The 21,252-nt window shown below is 45.2% G+C and carries 11 protein-coding genes and 3 pseudogenes; 6 read left to right on the top strand and 8 right to left on the bottom strand.

The genetic code is table 11. The annotated features are described in order from the left end of the window. Nucleotides 1-116: 116 nt before the first annotated feature. Nucleotides 117-1,038 (bottom strand): annotated as a pseudogene (locus HQ50_RS10830) (IS5 family transposase); the annotation flags it as partial. Nucleotides 1,039-1,125: 87 nt separating this feature from the next. Then, nucleotides 1,126-1,340, bottom strand: a pseudogene (locus HQ50_RS10825) (transposase family protein); the annotation flags it as partial. 257 nt (nt 1,341-1,597) lie between these two features. On the opposite strand from HQ50_RS10825, the gene HQ50_RS07735 reads away from it, so the two are divergent. Beyond that, complete coding sequence (locus tag HQ50_RS07735) at nt 1,598-2,791, top strand: AAA family ATPase (RefSeq protein WP_039418862.1); 1,194 nt, start codon at nt 1,598-1,600, stop codon at nt 2,789-2,791. Next, on the top strand, nt 2,769-3,311 hold the full coding sequence (locus HQ50_RS07730) for a hypothetical protein (protein ID WP_081960067.1): 543 nt from the start codon (nt 2,769-2,771) through the stop codon (nt 3,309-3,311). Before HQ50_RS07735 ends, HQ50_RS07730 begins: the two co-directional genes overlap by 23 nt. A gap of 106 nt (nt 3,312-3,417) precedes the next feature. Here the strand turns inward: HQ50_RS07730 and HQ50_RS10820 are convergent. Beyond that, nucleotides 3,418-3,611, bottom strand: a pseudogene (locus tag HQ50_RS10820) (ISAs1 family transposase); the annotation flags it as partial. A gap of 243 nt (nt 3,612-3,854) precedes the next feature. Between HQ50_RS10820 and HQ50_RS12195 the strand changes: the two are divergent. The 4 genes from HQ50_RS12195 to HQ50_RS12190 all read left to right on the top strand — a co-directional run bounded on the left by HQ50_RS12195 (nt 3,855) and on the right by HQ50_RS12190 (nt 13,253). Further along, complete coding sequence (locus HQ50_RS12195; RefSeq protein ID WP_235317960.1) at nt 3,855-4,430, top strand: hypothetical protein; 576 nt, start codon at nt 3,855-3,857, stop codon at nt 4,428-4,430. Between the two features lie 42 nt (nt 4,431-4,472). After that, the gene (locus HQ50_RS07720) at nt 4,473-5,294 is read left to right on the top strand and encodes a hypothetical protein (protein ID WP_039429477.1); all 822 of its coding nucleotides are present in this window, start codon (nt 4,473-4,475) and stop codon (nt 5,292-5,294) included. A 382-nt stretch (nt 5,295-5,676) separates the two neighbouring features. Continuing rightward, nucleotides 5,677-9,516: a C25 family peptidase propeptide domain-containing protein gene (locus tag HQ50_RS07715; RefSeq protein ID WP_039429474.1), complete on the top strand. Its 3,840-nt coding sequence runs from the start codon at nt 5,677-5,679 to the stop codon at nt 9,514-9,516. 98 nt (nt 9,517-9,614) lie between these two features. Further along, nucleotides 9,615-13,253, top strand: coding sequence for a choice-of-anchor J domain-containing protein (locus HQ50_RS12190; protein ID WP_235317958.1), 3,639 nt, complete (start codon nt 9,615-9,617; stop codon nt 13,251-13,253). 257 nt (nt 13,254-13,510) lie between these two features. On the opposite strand, the gene mutL is transcribed toward HQ50_RS12190, so the two are convergent. The 5 genes from mutL to recQ form a co-directional block, all read right to left on the bottom strand. Continuing rightward, nucleotides 13,511-15,367: a DNA mismatch repair endonuclease MutL gene (mutL, locus tag HQ50_RS07705; RefSeq protein WP_039429471.1), complete on the bottom strand. Its 1,857-nt coding sequence runs from the start codon at nt 15,365-15,367 to the stop codon at nt 13,511-13,513. Beyond that, nucleotides 15,364-15,705, bottom strand: a complete 342-nt coding sequence (locus HQ50_RS07700) for a hypothetical protein (protein ID WP_039429469.1) — start codon at nt 15,703-15,705, stop codon at nt 15,364-15,366. The genes mutL and HQ50_RS07700 overlap by 4 nt, the downstream gene beginning before the upstream one ends. Continuing rightward, complete coding sequence (locus HQ50_RS07695) at nt 15,696-17,576, bottom strand: OstA-like protein (protein WP_039429467.1); 1,881 nt, start codon at nt 17,574-17,576, stop codon at nt 15,696-15,698. The genes HQ50_RS07700 and HQ50_RS07695 overlap by 10 nt, the downstream gene beginning before the upstream one ends. Nucleotides 17,577-17,638: 62 nt before the next feature. Next, nucleotides 17,639-19,024 carry a peptidylprolyl isomerase gene (locus HQ50_RS07690; protein WP_039429464.1) on the bottom strand — a complete coding sequence of 462 codons (1,386 nt, stop codon included), beginning with the start codon at nt 19,022-19,024 and terminating at the stop codon, nt 17,639-17,641. 36 nt (nt 19,025-19,060) lie between these two features. After that, nucleotides 19,061-21,238, bottom strand: coding sequence for a DNA helicase RecQ (gene recQ, locus HQ50_RS07685; protein WP_039429462.1), 2,178 nt, complete (start codon nt 21,236-21,238; stop codon nt 19,061-19,063). Between the last annotated feature and the right edge of the window lie 14 nt (nt 21,239-21,252).

Here is a 21,252-nt window from a genome sequence, read left to right as displayed (position 1 = left end):
GATGTATGAAAGAGGCATTCTTCGGATACAAGGAGCGAATAATTTGGGAGGAAGCAAGGGATAAAAGGGCTTGTAAACGGAGCTACATGAACGAGCTCCGCAAGGGTGATTATGTCTTATCCTACACATGAGGACATAATTATCCCCGGAGTTCTGTAAAGGTTAAAGGCGATGCTCTCAAGAATGTTTTGGGTATGGGTCTTTGCAAGCCCCCGGTAGCGACATCGTCCGCCATGAAACCACCGACGAATACTGCCAAAGGTGCGTTCGATGGTAGTCCGTATCGGACTGATTGCTTTTTTTCGTTGCTTCTCTTGCTCAGTCAATACCCTGTTGCGTTGTGCCTTGTGCATAATGCCGTCTTGAAGGTGATGTGTTTGCAGGTACGAACGATTTTCTCGAGAAGCATATCCTTTGTCCGCCAGGATGACTGTGCCTTGTGGAATGTTTATACTCTCCAATAGCGGAATAAGCTCCTTCGTATCACTGCGGTTTGCTGCAGTCGTTATCACCCTTTGAACAATGCCTTGAACATTGGTCAAACAATGCTTTTTGTATCCGTAGTGATAACACTTTTGTTTGTACACCCAACGTGCTTCTTCATCCGTCCCTTTACGCTGACGGACAACCTGTTTTTGATAATCCTCCTCCGCCTCTTTTTCCTGCTCGCTCCGATTGTCTTCCCTGTCGTCTGCGACTTCAATCGTAATGCTTCCATTGGGTTTATATATAATCCTCCTCCGCCTCTTTTTCCTGCTCGCTCCGATTGTCTTCCCTGTCGTCTGCGACTTCAATCGTAATGCTTCCATTGGGTTTATATGGCGTCTCCACAAGGCTTGCATCGACAAGTACCCCTTCCCTTACCGAAATGTGATGGAGGGAAAGTTGCTTATTAAACTGCACCAAAAGTTTGTCCATCAGGCCTAGTTCGGTCAGTGCCGAACGAAATCGACTGATGGTGCTGTGGTCGGGAGAAACCTCTTCCATTTTCAACCCCAAGAATCGGGAAAAAGTGATTGAATCATTNATATTATTCTGTTTTTAATACTCAAATATAACAAATAACCTCCTATTATACAATGAATTAAAAAGCAAAATGCAGACCAATTGCCGTGCAAAGATCTCGGTATGCGTAAGCTGATGACCGGTAAGCATTTCGTATAGACTTTTCAATTCTTCTTCGTATTCCTCGGCATAATCTTCAATCTCATAACAGGAGGTATTGCCTGAGAGTGTAGAGAGGAAAACGATCAGGAGTAAAAAGTCAAGAGGATAAATTTTTTACGCTCTATCCGTGGGTCCGGAACCATGCAGCGGCTTTCAAATAGAGAATGATACATAACGGGGCTTTAACGACTATAAAAGCACTTAGAAAGCTGTTTTTAATGCGTCAGCCCTGTTGTATAGTGACAATAATCTAGATTGTAGCAAGGGAAATTGTATCTTTGAGGCATGATGCGTCTATTTATCCACGCGTAGCGATAGATGAGCTGGAGGAGAACCGAGTGGCTTTAGCGGCCACTCTTGGTTATGTTGATGTCATCTCTGCCGAATCGCTTTGATTTGGGATAAAGTAAACTTTGGATAAAACTTGCTAATGAGTACGATACGTGTAAAGAATGTTGGACCAATCAGAGACACTGGTTTGATTGAGCTTCGTCGAGTTATGGTGTTGATTGGGCAGCAGAGCTCAGGCAAGAGCACTTTGATGAAGATTTTGTGCTTCTGCCGTTGGCTGGAAAAATCTATTATGATCGATGAAGCCAAGGTTAAGTGGTACACTTCGTATAAACGATTTGTCAAGGAGCTCAAAAGCTTTCATCGACTAGATGATTCGTTTTTCTCGTCGGATAGCGAGATTTGCTACAGGGGAACTTCTATGTCAATAGAGTGGCAAGGGAGAGGTAATCAGAACGCTCGTATTACCCTCTCCGCCAACTATGCCGAGAGGAGACACAATAGTAAGTTGTGCTTCATACCTTCCGAGCGCAATCTAGTGGCAGCTATCCAGAATATTGACAAAGCATATAAGTCTAGTGAGCTGGATCTCATTTTCAATTTTATTTTTGAGTGGGATGAGGCAAGGAGGAAGTTTGGAACATCAACCCAGTTGCCTCTCTCTGTGGCTCAAGGAGTGGGTTATTTCTACCAGAGGGGTAAGGACTATATCTATCTCAAAGAACGCCAACGTAAGCTCTCCACTCTATATGCCTCTAGTGGCATACAGTCTGCCCTGCCCATAGAGGCCATGGTGGACTATTATTCTGCTCAAGTTGGGGAGCTACCTAAACTTAGTTTGTCTGAGGTGAGGGAGTTTCTCTACAAGTCTACGGGAGATACACCTAGCCAAGCTTCTTTGCTCCAATACGCCTCGGTTCAATTCTTTATAGAAGAGCCAGAGCTGAACCTCTTCCCCTCATCTCAGAGGGATCTTGTGCTCAAACTGCTGTGCAGATTTCATCAGATCACAGAGGTTGAGCGTAGCTCTAGTATGCTCGTGATGACGACACATAGCCCCTATATCCTCTCGATGCTCAATATGGTACTTGCTGTGGCTAGAGCGATAGAGCAAAAGCCACACTTGACCTCTCAAATAGAAGAGCATTTAGGTTTGGGAACTTGCCCACTGAAAACTCAAGACTATGCAGCCTATTTCATCAATACTGATGGCACGCTCTCGGATCTTGTTGATCGGGAGCTACCAATGATTAGCGGGGTAGAGCTTGATGGCGTTTCGGATTGGGTAGACGACGGTATTAGCTATATCAATGAGTTACTCTATGGCGAGTAATACATACAAGGTCCTTAAAGGACAAGGATACACCCCCGAACAAGATTTAGTTTCTAGGAAGATGCGTAAAAAGCTAGTCGTAACAGAGAAAAATCAAAGATATGAGCTCGATTGCTCCGCCTCCACCTCTATAGTGTTAGGCTCTTGTGTCTTCGCTATTGATGGGGGAGTAATACCCAAGGAAACCTCAACGCCTAAGTGCGATAAGTTGATTTTGTGTGCACTCAAGATAGACGGGCAGCAAGCAAAGGGGAAGCTAGAAGAAGAGGAGTCTTGGTTGGAGATATTTGTTGAGCTCAAAGGCCACGATGTGGAGCATGCTATAGATCAACTTGAAGCCACATTGAAGAATAACCTCTTTGTTCATGATAGCAATAAGCTAGTGCTAGCTCGTATTGTTGCCACTTCTATTCCCAGTAATAGGTCTAATCCTAAGCTTGAGAAAGCTAAAATTAGATTTCGTAAGAACTATCGTTGCGAGCTCAAGACAATAAAGAGTAATAATCCCGAGAGGTATTGAGCATCATGTCTTCATCTTCTCACGCTATGCTACCCACAGTGTCTGGATTACACCCAAAGACTAAAGTGATCGAGCGATAATAATGGCTACGTACAGGGGTGACGCATTAAAATTGTATTGTCATTAGTTGTTGTGGCTTCATTCGAGCCGGTTTCTTTTGGATACGAGGGATTGAGGACTTCATATTCGTTTTTAGTCGCTCTATAATGAGTAAATTAATCTTTTGAATGATATCCATAATCTGCATCTCTTGTGCGAGGCATCGTGTCCGAAATAGACATCCAAACAGTGGTGTAACTTTAATGCCTCAGCCCTGCTAAAAATTCGGAACAGGATGCCTTCCAAAAGATTTTGAATGTAGAATTCCTTCTTTTCTCGATAAGGAAACATAAAAAATGTTGGCACGGTCTCCTCTTGTTGTTTCCTTCAAGCAGATGGTGTAATATTGTGAACGAAATCCCAATTTACCGATCCAAGGAATGGATTGCTTGTGGAAATCATCCCCAAAAACAGGTCCTAACATCAGTAATAAACATTTGTAGTATGAAAAAGAGTATTTTATTTGCTATCCTGTCTGTTTTGCTCGTATCTATGTCATTTTCGAGCTGTGAATCAAAAAGCAAACAGAAGGAACTCAGCGTATCCGGCTCTGCCGAAGTGCGCAAAGGATTTGACCTCTCGATCGATATAGAAGCTTTCAATGAAGGAGTGGGACGAGAGGAGTCGCTTGCAGGAAGAGCCGAACATATCCTGCACGAATCCGTCCTTCCTATCAAATTGCAGGAGTTTGTCGATGAATCCGGCCTTAGCTCTTCGGCCGTTTCTCAGTTTTTGATCAAGGACAAAGTCATGATCAAAAACAAAGTAGCCGGTTCGTTCGACTTGTCGATCTTCGAAGGGGTAAAACTCTATGCCGGCTCCGACTATAAGTTGATCGCCACCATCACTTCTTTGTCGAGCGATGAGCTTTCGCTCAAGATAGAAACGAACAATCTGCTTCCGCTGCTCCAATCGACTGGCCTCCCTATCCGCTTGACGACTACGACGGACAAGAACATAGAGGGGGTAAATATGTTGGCAGTGGTGCTACACTTTACTTTCTTCATCGAGGTAGAGTAGTCGAATAAGTCATCAGTTACATTTATCAATAATCCAAGTGTTATGAGAAAGAAGAATTTATTGTTTGGCGTTTTGGCTTTATTGTTCGCTCTGCCGGCTATTGCTCAGGACGACAACAACCTTCATGATGGAAAGATCCATTATGGAACAACTGTTTCGGTAGGTGTATTGAACGGCGTCAAAATAGAGGGGAGCGCGCGCTTCATGCCCGAACTGACGGCTCGTGCAGGCTTCGCCTTCATACCCTCCATGGCCATTGTCAACAACAAAGTGTTTGTGCCGGATGATCCCCAAGAATTGGAGGCATATCAGTCGGCATTGGGCTATACTCCGGGAATCAGGGGGAATCTGAAGGTTTCTTCTTTTTCCGGCCATGTATTGGCTGATTACCATCCGTTCAAGAACGCTTTCCGCGTAACGGCCGGTTTGTACTTCAATCGTCCGCAAATCAATGCCAAGGTACAGCTGATCAATCAAAATACAGGACAATCCATCATGAACGATCAGAGCACGCTCAATCCGAACAACATGCCTGTCATCACGATCAAGGATAAAGACAATCCGGCGGATAAGGTGAGCATCCAACCCTCTTCGACGGCAGAGGTGGAAGCATCGGTACATTTGGGTAGGGCCGTACAGCCTTATATCGGCATCGGCTACGGATTCGCCGTTCCCGTATCGAGGGTATCTTTCTTCGCCGATCTTGGAATGCTTTTCTCCGGAAAAGCACAGATCTCGTCTCCCAATGTGATAACGGGTGACCCGAATTTGCTGATTGACTTTTCCGAAGATGCACAGGAGGCAGTCTATCTGACACAGATACTTCCCGTGCTCAACATAGGCGTTTCGATACGATTGTTCTAAAAACGCAGGAAGCACAAGCAAACAGGGAGAGACTGTCGGGAATTTGTCCTGATGGCCTCTCCCTGTTTGTTTTCGTTTTTTGGATACAGTCTTAGATAACGACAAACAACAATTGAATTCCCCAGTTGCCCGAAAACGGTCTTCCTTCCCCAGCTTTTATTTGGAATTATTGTTGACGATGTGGTGTTCGGGGGGGGGCAATATTTTGATGATTTGTTGCATAAAAAGCGTGTTTAATTCCAAATTAAGTTTTACATTTGGAGCGGGAAAGAGCTTTTTGTGTGACTAAAAGAGGGCAGATGGCTATGAATATAGACAAAAAGCTTGCAGATGTGTAATTTTTTTGACACAAAAGACATTTACTAACTTAAAACTAAATGATATGCGAAAAATTTTGAGCTTTTTGATGATGTGCTCTCTGCATTTAGGTCTACAATCTCAGACTTGGCATGGAGATCCGGACTCAGTGGCTGCCCTACCTTCTATCGGTATTCAAGAGTCAAGCTGTAACCGAATCACATTCGAGGTTGTTTTCCCCGGATTTTATAGTGTGGAAAAACGAGAAGGCAACCAAGTCTTTCAGCGCATTTCCATGCCGGGTTGTGGCTCGTTTGGGAATCTGGGCGAAGCTGAATTGCCTGTTTTGAAAAAGATGATAGCCGTTCCGGAATTTTCAACAGCTAACGTTGCTGTAAATATCAAGGAGTCGGAGACATTCGACAATTATAATATCTATCCTAATCCTACCTATGTCGTAGAGGAGTTGCCTGATGGAGGGGGAACTTATCCGGCAGAGGCTTTCGCGATAAACAATGATTATTATAGCCAAAATGTAAGCCTCCCTTCTACTCACTATGTCTATTCTCAAGACGGGTATTTTCGCTCACAAAGATTTATCGAAGTTACCCTGTATCCTTTTCGATACAATCCTGTTCGACAAGAAATTCTATTTGCAAAAAAAATCGAGGTTACAATAACTTTCGATAATCCTCAGCCACCTTTACAAAAAAACACCGGCATATTTAACAAAGTAGCCTCCTCTGCATTTATTAATTATGAAGCTGATGGCAAATCGGCGATAGAAAATGATATGGTGTTCAGTCGTGGTACAACAACGTACATAAGCGGAAATGTTGCCAGCAACCTCCCTCAGAACTGTGACTACTTGGTTATTTACGATGATATGTTCAACGTAAATCAACAACCACACGACGAAATCAAACGGCTGTGCGAACATAGAGCCTTCTACAACGGCTTTGATGTAGCTGCTGTAAGTATAAAGGACGTATTGAATAGCTTTCCATCAAATGCCACCTCATACATCAACGAAACTAAACTGAAAAATTTCATTCGCTCAGTTTACAACCAAAGCAATGCGAAGAGGACTTTAGATGGCAAACTGGGATACGTGCTACTGATCGGAAAACCATTGAGCAAATATTTGGCTGACACTGATAATACAAAAGTCCCCTCGTCATTCAAACATGGGATAACATCACTTACTCCCATATTTTCAATAATTCCTTCTGACTATTTTTTAAGCTGTGTTTCTGGAAAAGATTCAATTGGTGACCTTTTTATAGGTCGATTTAGTGTAACCAACAATAATGAATTACACAATGTGACAGAAAAGACAATTAACAAAGAGTTGATCTTCGATCCGATTGCTAAAAAGAACTCTCATTATGCCGCTGGGAAAGGAGGTAGTGGTGAAATAGATTTTTACGAATTCATGAAAAAACTAACATCAGGTACTAATTTCCAAAGTATTTATGGTATTAATGATCCTATATTGTTTAGAAAAAAATTCTTTTCTATATTAAACAATGGTTCACCATACTTCTATTTTCATACACATGGTTCACCAACTTCGTGGACTATGGGTCTCAATATTGATACTTTGACTACATATTTGAACAATACTTCTATGCAGGGATTATGCACAAGTTTATCATGCGGTTCTGTTTCTTTTGATTCGACTTTCCAATCGCTTGGTGAAACACTCACAACATTCTCTTCTGATAAAGGTTTCTCTTCTTTTTTAGGAGCGAGTAGAGAGACTTGGTTTTACTCAAATAGCATTTCTGCAGTTCCATCTAAATTTCACGAATATTTGCCTTATTCTTTATATCACAATCTCTCGACGGTTGTTGGCGAAATGTTGCTATCATCCATTATCAATACTAATTCTGTTGATACGTATTCGAAATTCAACTTCAATTTGCTTGGCGACCCTGCACTAAACATTATGGCTCATGGCATGGAGGTTAGTAATTGTATTACACTACCAAACAACACCATTATAAGCAGTCCGATAACAATAAAAAATGGTGGCTGCCTAAAAATACCGGAAAAAGGAGTTTTGCATTTTACTAATAATGGCTCCATACAAGTCATGTCCGGAGGAACTCTGGAAATAGGCAATCAGGCTAAAATATCCGGAGAGACCGGTGCTAAGCCCGCCTTTATTACCGTTTACGGCGATGGCCTTGCGATTAACAAGCAGGTAGAGATAGACAATATAGACCGACTTAACTTGTTTTCTACGCATTCGGTCATGCCCAAATTTCATTTTGACAGTGTGAAATTCAACAGTGCCCCGCTGTATACAACGAACTGTATTGTGGAGATAAGCAATTGCGAATTTACCAATCGAAGTGACATTATTTCAAAGAATTGTGACCTAAGAGTTGAAAACAGTATGTTTAGCAGTTCGGGGATAACGGTATTCAAGCCTATGGCTACAAGCTCCATCACTGGATTATCTACAAAAGCAAAGATTACCGACAATACTTTTTTTGCGACAGGAAACTTCGCCTACCATATCACTAACACGCCAGACTTAACAGCAACCTCCAATGCTGCCATCAAGTTAGACAATATTCCTGAGTATTACATTTCCGGTAATAAAATAGTCAATTGCGATGAGGCTCTTGTACTAAATAATAGTGGCAACAGAACGAACAGACTCCACAATATCACACGGAATGTGATAAAAAACTGTAGGATTGGGAGCACGCTTTATAATTCCTATGGTATTTACAACCGGAATAAGATCAGTAACAATCATATAGGAGTACGTCTCCTCAACAACAGTTGTTTTTATTTCGATAATGCTCCTGTAATCAATGAAGAAGATAAGCAGACGTTTATTTCCAATAGGACTTGGCAGCTCTATTCATCAAACGGTACATTTCCTCTCAACTTCCATTACAACAGCTTGCAGGGGGGAGATACAGATACATGGATTTACAACGACACGTATACGAATCGCTATATTGACGTTTCAAATAATCACTGGGGCAACAATGATTTGTTTGATCCGAATCAGGTTTTCAATACGCCAGACTTGTTCATTTGGATACCTTTTTGGAATGGATTGCCAAATGGGAGATCGGGCAATAGCTCTGCTGAAGCAGTAGAATTCCAAACAGCATTGGACTATATTGGCAATAGCGATTATCTTTCGGCAAAAGTGGCTCTCAAGATGATGGTTGAAACCTACCCGGAATCCGACTTTGCAATAGCTGCTTTGAAGGAATTGTTCAGGATAGAGAAAATGTCAGGCAACGATTACGAAGGCTTGAAAGATTATTTCAGATCCAATCCAACCATCATCTCTTCCCAGAACTTGTTCCCGACAGCTGATTTCCTGTCTGCACGATGCGATATTGTGTGTGAAAACTATCAGTCTGCCATCGATTGGTACGAAAATCGCTTGAATAGTGAAATCTCCTATCAGGACAGTGTTTTTGCAGTCATTGACCTTGGTGACATTTATTGGAATATGCAGTTAGACTCACTCAGAGGGACTGGTATAGACTTGAACATACTTTCCTGTGAACAAAGGAAATCGCTCGAAAGCCATCAAAATGTAAAAAATTATTTGTTGTCAACTCTTCCCAAATCAACAGGTACTCTCCTGCCTCCATTAGAATGCAACAAATCAAGCCTTGATAAATCCAAGATAATCTCTATTTCGCCCAATCCGGCGAAAGCTGTTGTAACAATAATCTACTATACCGATAACCCTTCCTGCTCTGTAATAAAAATATATGGAATAAATGGAGCCTCGGCTGATATAACCGGGTTGCCCAAACATCTATCCGAAGGTTATTACAGCATACAGTTCAATACATCCAACTTTGATCCCGGTTTCTACCTGGTAACGCTAAATGTTGATCAGAAAATTATAGATACGGAAAAATTACGAATCAAATAATAGCTATCATGATGAAAAGTATTGTTTTTAGAGCATTTCTAACGATTTTGCTCTCGTGGGCAGCGATCACGAATCCGACTGCTCAAAAGATCTCAGGCATGGCATCCTGTCTGGCTGCTCCGGCTCAACCGGATACTATCTTATATGAAAGTTTTGAGAATGGGCCTGTTCCCAATGGCTGGCTTGAGATAGATGCTGATGCTGATGGTGCCACTTGGGGAAGCCCATCAGGCTCTTTCTCTGTACCTTACGGACACAATGGCCTTTGCACCTACTCCCAAATACGTTCCGGTATCTCAACAGCGGGCAACTATCTGATTACACCCAATATAGAAGGAGCCAAACGCGTCAAGTACTGGGTATGCAATCAATATAGTACCAATCCGGAACATTACGCAGTAATGGTATCGACAACGGGGACTGCCATTGAAGACTTTGTTTTGTTGTTTGATGATTCCATAACAGGGAAACCGACTCCTCTTGTATGGCGTAGACGAATCGTGGACTTACCAGAAGGGACCAAATATATTGCATGGCGACATTACAAAGTCACCGACTCACACACAGAATTCTTGAAATTGGATGATGTCACTGTGTACAGGTCGATCGAAGGGCCCGAACCTGCTACCGACTTCACAGTAATCAATATCGGACAGAATGTGGGACGATTGACTTGGAACTATCCGGAGGATTATCAGCCGGAAGGAAAGGGGAATGAAGAGTTGCAGCTTAGCGGCTACAACATCTATGCGAACGGTACACTACTGGCACAAATAAAAGATGTCTCCATACTGGAGTATGTGGACAGCACTTACTCTTTGCGAGACAATCCCTTGCAAGTGGAGTACTGCGTTACAGCCGTTTACGATGAAAGCATAGAATCTTCGACCGTATGTGGCACGCTGCATTACGCCACGGATGCCATCCTTTATGAAAATTTTGAGAATGGGCCTGTTCCCAATGGTTGGCTTGTGATAGACGCTGATGGAGATGGATTTAGCTGGGGACACTATTTGAATGCATACGACGCTTTTCCCGGCCATAATGGAGGCCATTGCTCCTTGTCGGCTTCTTATGTTTCGGGTATAGGCCCTGTGACTCCCGACAACTATCTGATTACTCCCAAGGTCGAAGGAGCCAAACGTGTCAAGTATTGGGTAAGTACGCAGGATGCCAATTGGGCAGCGGAACATTACGCGGTGATGGCTTCGACAACGGGGACTGCTGTTGAAGACTTCGTCATATTGTTCGAAGAAACCATGACTGCGAAGCCGACCGGCGCATGGTATGAAAGAACCATCAACTTACCTGAAGGGACTAAGTACATCGCATGGCGGCATTACAACTGTACCGATATATATTTCTTGAAGTTGGACGATATCACTGTATTCGGGACTCCTGCATCAGAGCCCGAACCTGTTACCGATTTCGTTGTCTCGCTTATTGAGAATAACAAGGGACGCTTGAAATGGAATTATCCTAACGGCTACGAACCCGATAAGACTGATGATAAAGACCGGTTGCAGCTTGCCGGCTACAAAATCTATGCAAACGGCTCGCTCCTTGTTCACATACAAGACCCGACTGTTTTGGAGTATATCGATGAGACTTATTCTTCACGAGACGATCAGGTGGAAGTAGAATATTGTGTCACTGCCGTTTATAGTGACAATATCGAGTCCCAATCGGTTTGCGATAAGCTGATTTATGATTCTCAATCGGACATTATCTTATATGAAGGCTTTGAGGCCGGAAGTATTCCTGAAGGCTGGTTGTTGATTGATGCTGATGGCGACAATGTTAATTGGGACTATTATCCTTGGACTATGTATGGACATGACAGTGAGAAGTGTATTGCATCCCCTTCGTACTTACCGATGATTGGCGTTTTAACTCCGGACAACTATTTGGTTACACCCAGACTCGAAGGAGCCAAGCTTGTCAAGTATTGGGTAAGTGCGCGAGATGCTGTTTATTCGGCTGAGCATTATGCTGTGATGGTTTCTTCTACGGGAACTGCTGTTGAGGATTTTGTCCTCTTGTTCGAAGAGACAATGACCGCTAAGGCTAACGGTGCATGGTATGAGCGAACTATTACATTACCTGCAGGAACAAAATATATTGCCTGGCGGCATTATGATTGCACCGATATGTTTTTCTTGCTCTTGGATGACATTACGGTTTATCGTTCTACTGAGCCTGTTCCCGAGCCTGTTACTGATTTCGTTGTCTCGCTTATTGAGAATAACAAGGGACGCTTGAAATGGAANTTGGATGACATTACGGTTTATCGTTCTACTGAGCCTGTTCCCGAGCCTGTTACTGATTTCGTTGTCTCGCTTATTGAGAATAACAAGGGACGCTTGAAATGGAATTATCCTAACGGCTACGAACCCGATAGGACTGATGATAAAGACCGATTGCAGCTTGCCGGTTACAATATCTATGCAAACGGCTCGCTCCTTGTTCACATACAAGACCCGACTGTTTTGGAGTATATCGATGAGACNAAAGACCGATTGCAGCTTGCCGGTTACAATATCTATGCAAACGGCTCGCTCCTTGTTCACATACAAGACCCGACTGTTTTGGAGTATATCGATGAGACATATTCTTCACGAGACGATCAGGTGGAAGTGGAATATTGTGTCACTGCCGTTTATAATGACAATATCGAGTCCCAATCGGTTTGCGATAAGCTGATTTATGATTCTCAATCGGACATTATCCTATATGAAGGCTTTGAGGCCGGAAGTATTCCTGAAGGTTGGTCGCTCATTGATGCAGATGGAGACACGTGGAATTGGGATTTTGTTCATTGGACTATTCCAGGACATAATAGTAGCAAATGCATATCCTCAGCATCATATTTACCGATGATTGGTGTTTTAACTCCGGACAACTATTTGGTTACACCCAGACTCGAAGGAGCCAAGCTTGTCAAGTATTGGGTCTGTGCCCAAGATGCGGATTGGGCAGCGGAACATTATGCGGTGATGGTTTCGACAACGGGGACTGCTGTCGAAGATTTCGTTATGTTGTTTGAAGAAACGATGACCGCGAAAGTGGCCGGTGCATGGTATCAGAGAACGATCAACCTGCCTGCAGGGACTAAATATATCGCATGGCGGCATTACAATTGCACGGATATGTTTTTCTTGAAATTGGATGACATTACGGTTTATCGTTCTACTGAGCCTGTTCCCGAGCCTGTTACTGATTTCGTTGTCTCGCTTATTGAGAATAACAAGGGACGCTTGAAATGGAANAAAGACCGATTGCAGCTTGCCGGTTACAATATCTATGCAAACGGCTCGCTCCTTGTTCACATACAAGACCCGACTGTTTTGGAGTATATCGATGAGACTTATTCTTCACGAGACGATCAGGTGGAAGTGGAGTATTGTGTCACTGCCGTTTATAGTGACAATATCGAGTCCCAATCGGTTTGCGATAAGCTGAACTATACTGTCACATCCTTGGATAATATTCAATCTGATAGAAGCTTGAAAATATATCCTAATCCGGCATCGCATGTCTTAAGGATAGAGGGATTGAGTCGTAACAAGTCAACAATCGAGTTGTATAATGCGCTGGGAATTTGCGTATTAAGGGAAGAGACCCATTCGGAGAAAACGGAAATCGATGTTTCACGTCTCAATGACGGAGTCTACTTGATTAAAGTAGTCGGTGGAAATAAAACAACAACCGAAAAGGTAGAGATAAAGAGGCCGTGAGCTTCCTTGGGTAAGACTTATTTTTCAGCACACCCAAAGCGGTAGTTTCTGAGAAAAGTACCGGGAGATACAGAAAGAGAATTTTTTGTCGATTGGGGGGAGGAGATGTTTGCCTGTTTGGCAATCTCTTCCCCTTTCTTCAAAATGCACTTATGTCGGACAGATATTTCGGTTGTTCAATTTGGGCATTTCACTACGACCGTTCCTTCGGAATGGGCGAGCGACTGAAGGGTAAGAAACAGTAAGAGAGATGATGCTTACTCGAAGCGGCGCGATATATCTGCCTCATCGATGATACTGACGATGAGCTTGCCGTCCGGCGTATAGGTGGAATCATTGGAAGCAAAAAGCTCGGCCAAGAGATCGCTGGCCTCTTCTGCTGTCGGTGTCTTGCCACGAGGGATGGCTTGATACTCGGCTATTTTGGTGGCAATAAGTTCGAGCATTTGTTCATGTGACGATCTGCCATCTTCGAGCGTGATGTGGATGACATCCCGCACGACATCTGCCGCGCAGTCTATGATTTGTACGGGTGCTGCCAGTAGCGAATAGGAAGAGGCACCGAGGGGCGACAAATCGAACCCGACAGATTGGAGTTCGTCCACAGCTGCCTTCACGGCAGCAGCATCCGACGGATTGAATTCGAGGAGTTCGGGGAAGAGGAGTTGCTGCTGTTCGATATGGCGTGTCGATTCGTCAGCGAGGAAGCGATCGTAAAGAATACGCTTGTGGGCGCGATGATAATCGACCAGAGCCAAACCCCGACTCAGAGTAGTCACCAGATAACGGCCGCGATGGACATAGCAGAGCATATCGGTGGAGGGAGTCGCAGATACGGCCGAAGGGGTAAAATCGGTCGAGGCGAACAGCTCTTCCGATCGGATCGGTGGTTCTGTCATCTTCTCGGCATCTCGCTTGGCTTCGAACTGCTTGAAGAGTTCGTTCCAGCCCATATCGGGCGATTGGCGTCGCGAACTGCGGATAGGCTCCGTCAGTCCGGTTTCTTTGAATGGATTATACGATGGATCCAGATCTACGGGCGGACGGGCGATGTTTTTCCCGGGGCCTTGATAGGCCGGGATGTCGATCAGTTCTTTGCGGTCGAAGTCAATGGCCGGTACTGCATTACTGGAGCTGAGTGCTTCACGAATGACCACACCGATGAGTTTGAAGATAGCTTGTTCGTCGGAGAACTTGATTTCGGTCTTGGTCGGGTGGATATTGACATCGATCTGGGAGGGTTCAAGATCGAAATATAGGAAGTAATTGGGCATTGTTCCCTGAGGGATAATCGCCTCATAGGCAGCCATCACGGCTTTGTGGAAGTAGGGATGACGCATGTAGCGTCCATTCACGAAGAAGTACTGCAGGGCACCTCGTTTGCGAGCACCATCAGGCCGCCCTACGAAGCCGGATATATTGGTTATGGGGCTTTTCATCCCGATGGGTATCAGATCTTTCTCTATTCTCTTTCCGAATACATCGAGGATTCTTTTCTTCAGAGGAGAGGGGGGGAGATCCTGCACCAGCTCCCCCGAATGGTAGATAGAGAAAGCAACTTGCGGATTGACCAAAGCCACCCGTTCGTATTCGGTCAGGATGTGCCGAAATTCCGTTTCATTCGATTTGAGAAACTTTCGACGTGCGGGTACGTTGTAGAAGAGATTTTTTACGCAAAGAATACAGCCCTGCGGTGAGGTGACAGTAGCCACTTCGTCTACTTCGGAGCCATTGATGGTAAGGCGTGTACCCAGCTCATCCTCAGCCCTTCGGGTTAGGAGTTCCACTTGTGCAACAGCTGCAATCGAAGCCAGGGCTTCACCTCGAAAGCCCATCGTCCGAAGGCTGAACAGATCCTGAAAAGAAGCTATCTTGGAAGTGGCATGTCGTTCGAAAGCCATTCGGGCATCGCTTTGGCTCATACCCTTGCCGTTGTCGGTGACGCGTATCAGCTCGCGACCGGCCTCCCTGACATCCAGCCTGATGATGGAAGCACCGGCATCCAAAGCATTTTCCAATAGCTCCTTGACGACGGAGGCCGGACGTTGGATTACTTCGCCGGCAGCAATTTGATTGGCGATACTGTCCGGCAGGAGGCGTATGACGTCGCTCATAGGATAACCTTAAAAACCAGCCACGATAGCAAGCAAACGGCTACGAGCAAAGCCAACGTGCGGAGTGTTCGTCCCGAGCGAGTGGATTGTGTCTCGCCTTGTAGCTGTCGCTCTTTCAGATGTTGGGTGCCTTCTACAAAGGTTCCGCGTATACGAGGGTGATAGCCGGAGTAGTCGCGTGATGAAGACTGTCCGTCTTGCTCTGCTTGCTCTTGTTCGACTTCGCGTCTGATGCGTTCGATACGTTTCTCCAACTCATCGCGTCGCTGATCGTAATAGATGGGTTTGTGGTCAAAAGACCGAGGCTTGCGCTGTTTGTAGAATGATCCTAATCCCATAGTTGTTCTCTATTAAAGATGAGTGGAGTGAAGAAAAGGTCGAAGAAGTCTTCCTCTTTGCTGTCCGTAGTAGGTCGGGCAATATAGGGAGAGAGCATGTTTGTAGGATTGGCGACTTCTTTGTTGTCCGAAGAAGTCGGAGGAATAGAGTCAGTCTGTAGAGCAGCAACAGTCAATGAGTCTTTTCTCTCCTCTTCTGCCAAAGCTCTATAAGCACGAAGAGCTGCCAAAGCACCGCTAAAGCGTCGCAGATCGGACAGCGATCGATGTACCTGCAAGACAGAATCAGGCTGCCTGCGGAAAAGATCCTTCTCGGATTTCGGTCTGATAGTCTCTTCCCAACGGAAGGATGCCAAGCGTTGAAGGTCGGGTGTAAGCATTTTGATCGGGTAGCCTTTGCCCGATGCTACGCCTTGCAAGAGCACTTTCTTGAGTTGGCCTTCTTCGAAATCAGCAATTATAGAGGGGGATTCGATCCGATTCATCAGATACCAGCGTTTCGATCGTTTGTGCTGTTCGTATTGGATGACTTCGGCATTGCCATGTACCTGTATCTGGCGTACAAGGCTGTCCTGCATATAGGCTCTGATACGTCTACCGGCCAGCTGGTCGTACATGATGGAATCTATCCTCCGTACGGCAAGAGCCTTGGTAAGGACATCGACATAGTCCAGACTGTCATTGCGGAATTTGAACCGAATCGTATCGCCACTTAACTGGGAGCCTTCATTCCACATAATGGGGTTGTCATAGAGGTAGAGCAGCGAATCGCGAGAGTCGTACTGCATAGAGTCGGCAATAGCTTGGACATCGGTTCGATAGACCCGTACATGTCTGTATCCGCGTGCTATCCGCCTATCTTCGGGCACGCGGCGCTGGGTGATCATTTCAAGCGTGTCGGCCGCAGCCCATAAAGTGTCGGGTTTGGAAAAGTCGATCATATAAGATCGTTCGGTCGCGAAGGCATAGTCTTTCTTCTCATCGTAATAGCCGTATTCGCCGTAAAGAGAAGAACGGTTCACCGTATCGGTCAGGATCATATTGCCGAAGGCTTCGCCAAAGCCGGTACGACGGTCATAAAAGATCGAGTCCCCAGTCAATTGCTTGGCACCGTTAGAAGAATAAACAATGGAGCGATCCAGCAAAATGCCCACATCAGTATTTGAATCGTATACTCCTCGCGTGGAAACGATATAGCCGGAATCCGACCTCATTTTCGTAGGCCCCAGAATGTGACTGATTTTGGTATCTGTATTATAATGAAGTTCTTCCGTGTCCATGGTATAATCCTTATTTTCTAAATGGACATTATCTCGGAAGATGGCATCGGATGTGGCGGGAGAGTATTCTCCGTAGCTGGAGGTCAGCGTATTGAGGGAGTCGACTATGCTACCACCTTCGAAATAGTAGCCCAGGTTCATGACCCGATCATAATCCAAACTATCCGTAAAGAGAGTAGCCGAACGATTTTCCAGTCGTACTTCATGACGAAGACGAGCGTATTTGATATTCCCATCGTAATGGAGGTAGCGAGCGAACATGGATACGGTATCGCCCTGCTGCATAGAGACCTGGCCGAATGCTTCGAAAGTGTTCTCTTTCTGATTAAGATGAGCACTGTCGCAACGCATCACAGCTCCTTCATGCTTGATCACGACATTGCCAAGCAGACGCTGTATATCGGGGTTGTAAAGTCTGTCGTAACGGAGTTCATCGGCATGTTCGAGGATGACATGCGCTTTCCCCTTACTCCCTTTGGGAGGGGGACCTTGGAGGGATGCAAGGGCAGAAAAAGAAAGAGTGACGATCAGAATTATCGCCCCTAATTGTCGGCTGCTGAGCCGAGACGCGCGTTTTTCTCCCTTTCTCATTTATTTGTCTTCGATGCGGAAAGAAGATCTCTCTTCCCAAAGAGATTTTCTTCCCGACCGAATTATTGTCTGTCTTCAAGCCAGCCCGGATAGCGGAACTGACAGTTGCGGTAGGCCGGTTCGATGTGGATATAAGTCTCTTTCTGTTTCTTTTTTATCCATGCATCGATGACGCCTTCTTTCTTTTTGTTCAGGGCTAAGGCCTTGATCGTTTGAAAATCCGAGTTCATATTGGCACGGTGTCCCTCGATCAGGTTTTTGACCTTCACGATGACAACCTCTTCATTGCCTTTGTCCGTTTTGAGGATAAAGGGCTTGGAGACTTCACCGGGCTTCATGTTGTAGACAACTCGGCTGATATCCTGTGGTAGCTCTTCGTACTTGAAGCGGGAGGAGCTATAGAAATCGCTCTGCTGGATCTTATTGACCATAAGTCCCTGATTATTGCGCGTGTCGTTATCCTCGGAGTATTGGGCTACGGCCTTCTCAAAGGTCAGCTTATTTTCTTTTATCAGGGAGTATAAGCTATCCAGCTTGTTTGTCGTTTCCGTCAAGGCTGCATTAGATACTTTGGGTTTGAGTACGATTTGTCGGAAGTTGATCACATCGCCTCGTTTCTCTATGAGCTGAACGATATGATAGCCATCGTCGGTTTTGATGATCGGGGAAACACGCTTCGTATCGGTGAGTGAAAAAACCACACGTGCAAACTCTGCGTCGAGCGAAGCCTTGCTGACAAAGCCGTATTCACCGCCTTGTAAAGAAGTCTTGGAATCTTCGGAGTACAAACGAGCCAGCGTGGTGAAATCGCGTCGTCCTTCATTGATCTCATCCGAAAATTCCCGTAGCCTCTTTTTGATAGCGTCCGTTTCGTGCAGTGAAATCACGGGCTTGATGGTCAGTAGCTGTACCTCCACCGTAGTAGGAATATAAGGCAAACTATCCTGCGGAAGTGAAGCAAAGTATTGACGAATTTCAGAAGGGGTCACCTTGACGTTTTCATCGATTTTTCTTCGCATCATGCGAACGATCTCCCCGTTCCGGACTTCTACACGCTGTTCTTCGCGTATCTGCGTGTACTTCCGATTGAAGTATTCTTCCATCTTTTCTTTGGACCCGAACTGCTGGATATAATCGGCCAAATACATATCCACATAGCGGTTTACATCCGCCTCATTGACTTCGATACTGTCTATCTTGGCTTGATTGAGAAAAAGCTTTTGGACGGCAATCTGCTCAGGGATATAGCAGTCCGCATCCCCCTCAAGAGGACGTCCCGAACTAAGCAAGAAACGCTTGGTTGCCTCTATGTCTGAGCGCAGAATCGGCTCGTCTCCGACCATCCATACGACTTCGTCGATCACGTTCTTCTGTGCTATGGAGGAGGGGAGTGCCCAGTAGAGCAGCGACAACATGATTATGCAGATACGCATTCCATTCTTTTTCATCTTTCGTACCGTATTATAGCATCACAAACCGATGCATTAGTTTGCCATTTCGGATAAGAATTTGATCCGCACCAAACGAATCTCTTCTTCAGAATAGTCCTTGCCGAGTTCTTGCATAGCCTCCTCCAAAGAGTCTGTGGTGGATTCTTTGAAGTACTCGAATATATCTTCCAAATGATCCTCATCCATGACCTCTTTGATGAAGTAGTCGATATTGATTCGAGTGCCGGAGTAGACTATGGTCTCGACCTCTGACAGCAATTCGGAAAAATCCAGTCCATGGCTCACAGCTATATCATCTAGTGCGACCTTGCGATCGATTTGCTGAACGATGGAGACCTTCATCTTCGATTTGTTGGCGAGTGTACGTACACGCATGTCCTCTGGACGTTCAATCTCGTTTTCCTCTACGTGACGACGGATCAGCTCGAGGAATTCCTTCCCATAACGAGTAGCCTTACCGGCACCTACACCGGGGATATTCTGCAGCTCTTCGATCGTAACGGGATAGAACGTAGCCATAGCCTCCAATGAGGGATCTTGAAAGATAACGTAGGGAGGCAGTTTGAGAGATGCACCCAACTTCTTCCTCAGGTCTTTCATCATAGCGAACAGAACCGGATCCATGGCACCACCGGAACCACGTCCTCCCGCCTTGGGAGAATCTTCATCCTCGTCCTCTTCGTTCTCGTCGACTATCTTGAAAGAAACGGGCTTGTTGGCAAATTTCTTGCCTTTGGCTGTCACTTTCAGCAATCCGTAGTTTTCGATGTCTCGATTCAAATAGCCTGAAAGGAGTGCCTGTCTGATAACTGCAGTCCATGTTGTCTCCGTTTCGTCGCTTCCAATACCGAAAACTTCTAAATCTTGATGCCCGAAAGACTCTATATCGGGAGTCAATTCGCCCATCAATACATTAATTACATACTCCGTTTTGAACTGTTCCTTCAGAGCAGAAACCGTTTCCAAAACGTTTAACAATAGTTCCTTTGCTTCCACTTGCTTATACGTACTCGTACAATTATCACATGCACCACAGTTTTCCTGGGTATAGTCCTCTCCGAAATAATGGAGAAGCAGCTTGCGCCTACAGACTCTACTCTCAGCAAATGCTGCGGTCTCGGCCAGTAGCTGGCGCCCGATCTCCTGCTCGGAAATGGGCTTGCCCTGCATGAATTTCTCTAATCGTTGCAGGTCTTTGGGACGATAGAACGCGATACATTCGCCTTCTCCTCCGTCTCGGCCGGCACGTCCCGTCTCCTGATAATACCCTTCCAAACTCTTGGGCATATCATAGTGGATGACGTAGCGAACATCCGGCTTGTCGATGCCCATTCCAAAAGCAATGGTAGCGACGATCACACTTATCTCTTCGTTCAGAAAAGCGTCCTGATTGGTCGCTCGCTCTGTGGCGTCAAGTCCGGCATGATATGGAAGAGCTTTGATCCCATTGGCCTGCAAAACCTGGGCAAAAGTAGTTACTTTATTTCGACTCATGCAATAGACAATACCGCTCTTTCCCGGCTGGGATAAGATGTATTTGACTACGTCACGATCTACATCCTGTGTTTTAGGACGTATATGATAAAAAAGATTGGGACGATTGAAAGACGATTTGAATACATCGGCATCCATCATTCCGAGACTCTTTTGAATATCATGCTGCACTTTCGGGGTAGCCGTAGCTGTCAAAGCTATGATCGATCGGGGTCCTATTTCATTGATGATAGGGCGAATCCGTCTGTATTCGGGTCTGAAGTCATGCCCCCATTCGGATATACAGTGAGCTTCGTCTATAGCGTAAAACGAAATGTCTATTTCGCGCAGAAAAGCAATGTTTTCTTCTTTTGTCAAAGATTCGGGAGCAACGTACAACAGCTTGGTAAGTCCATCGCGTACATCGTTCTTGACACGCTCGAGCTGTGTCTTATTCAAAGACGAATTCATGAAGTGAGCCACACCGTCCTTAGCACTGAAACTACGCATGGCATCCACCTGATTCTTCATCAGAGCGATAAGGGGGGAGACTACGATGGCCGTGCCGGTCATGAGCATGGCCGGCAACTGGTAGCATAGGGATTTTCCGCCTCCTGTGGGCATCAGCACAAAAGTGTTCTGTTCGGCTAATACATTTCTGATGATAGCCTCCTGATTGCCCTTGAATCGGTCAAATCCAAAATACTGCTGTAATTTTTCGGCCAGAACAATGTCCATAATACAACACTTGA

Source organism: Porphyromonas sp. COT-052 OH4946, from assembly GCF_000765965.1.
Classification (GTDB): domain Bacteria; phylum Bacteroidota; class Bacteroidia; order Bacteroidales; family Porphyromonadaceae; genus Porphyromonas; species Porphyromonas gulae.
The sequence above is the reverse complement of the archived record's forward strand: the minus strand, read 5'-3'. Positions and strand labels throughout refer to the sequence as shown.

Coding starts and splice junctions, on each gene's coding strand:
- HQ50_RS07735 (WP_039418862.1), top strand. CDS start 1,598: ATGAGTACGATACGTGTAAAGAATGTTGGACCAATCAGAGACACTGGT.
- HQ50_RS07730 (WP_081960067.1), top strand. CDS start 2,769: ATGAGTTACTCTATGGCGAGTAATACATACAAGGTCCTTAAAGGACAA.
- HQ50_RS12195 (WP_235317960.1), top strand. CDS start 3,855: ATGAAAAAGAGTATTTTATTTGCTATCCTGTCTGTTTTGCTCGTATCT.
- HQ50_RS07720 (WP_039429477.1), top strand. CDS start 4,473: ATGAGAAAGAAGAATTTATTGTTTGGCGTTTTGGCTTTATTGTTCGCT.
- HQ50_RS07715 (WP_039429474.1), top strand. CDS start 5,677: ATGCGAAAAATTTTGAGCTTTTTGATGATGTGCTCTCTGCATTTAGGT.
- mutL (WP_039429471.1), bottom strand. CDS start 15,367: ATGAGCGACGTCATACGCCTCCTGCCGGACAGTATCGCCAATCAAATT.
- HQ50_RS07700 (WP_039429469.1), bottom strand. CDS start 15,705: ATGGGATTAGGATCATTCTACAAACAGCGCAAGCCTCGGTCTTTTGAC.
- HQ50_RS07695 (WP_039429467.1), bottom strand. CDS start 17,576: ATGAGAAAGGGAGAAAAACGCGCGTCTCGGCTCAGCAGCCGACAATTA.
- HQ50_RS07690 (WP_039429464.1), bottom strand. CDS start 19,024: ATGAAAAAGAATGGAATGCGTATCTGCATAATCATGTTGTCGCTGCTC.
- recQ (WP_039429462.1), bottom strand. CDS start 21,238: ATGGACATTGTTCTGGCCGAAAAATTACAGCAGTATTTTGGATTTGAC.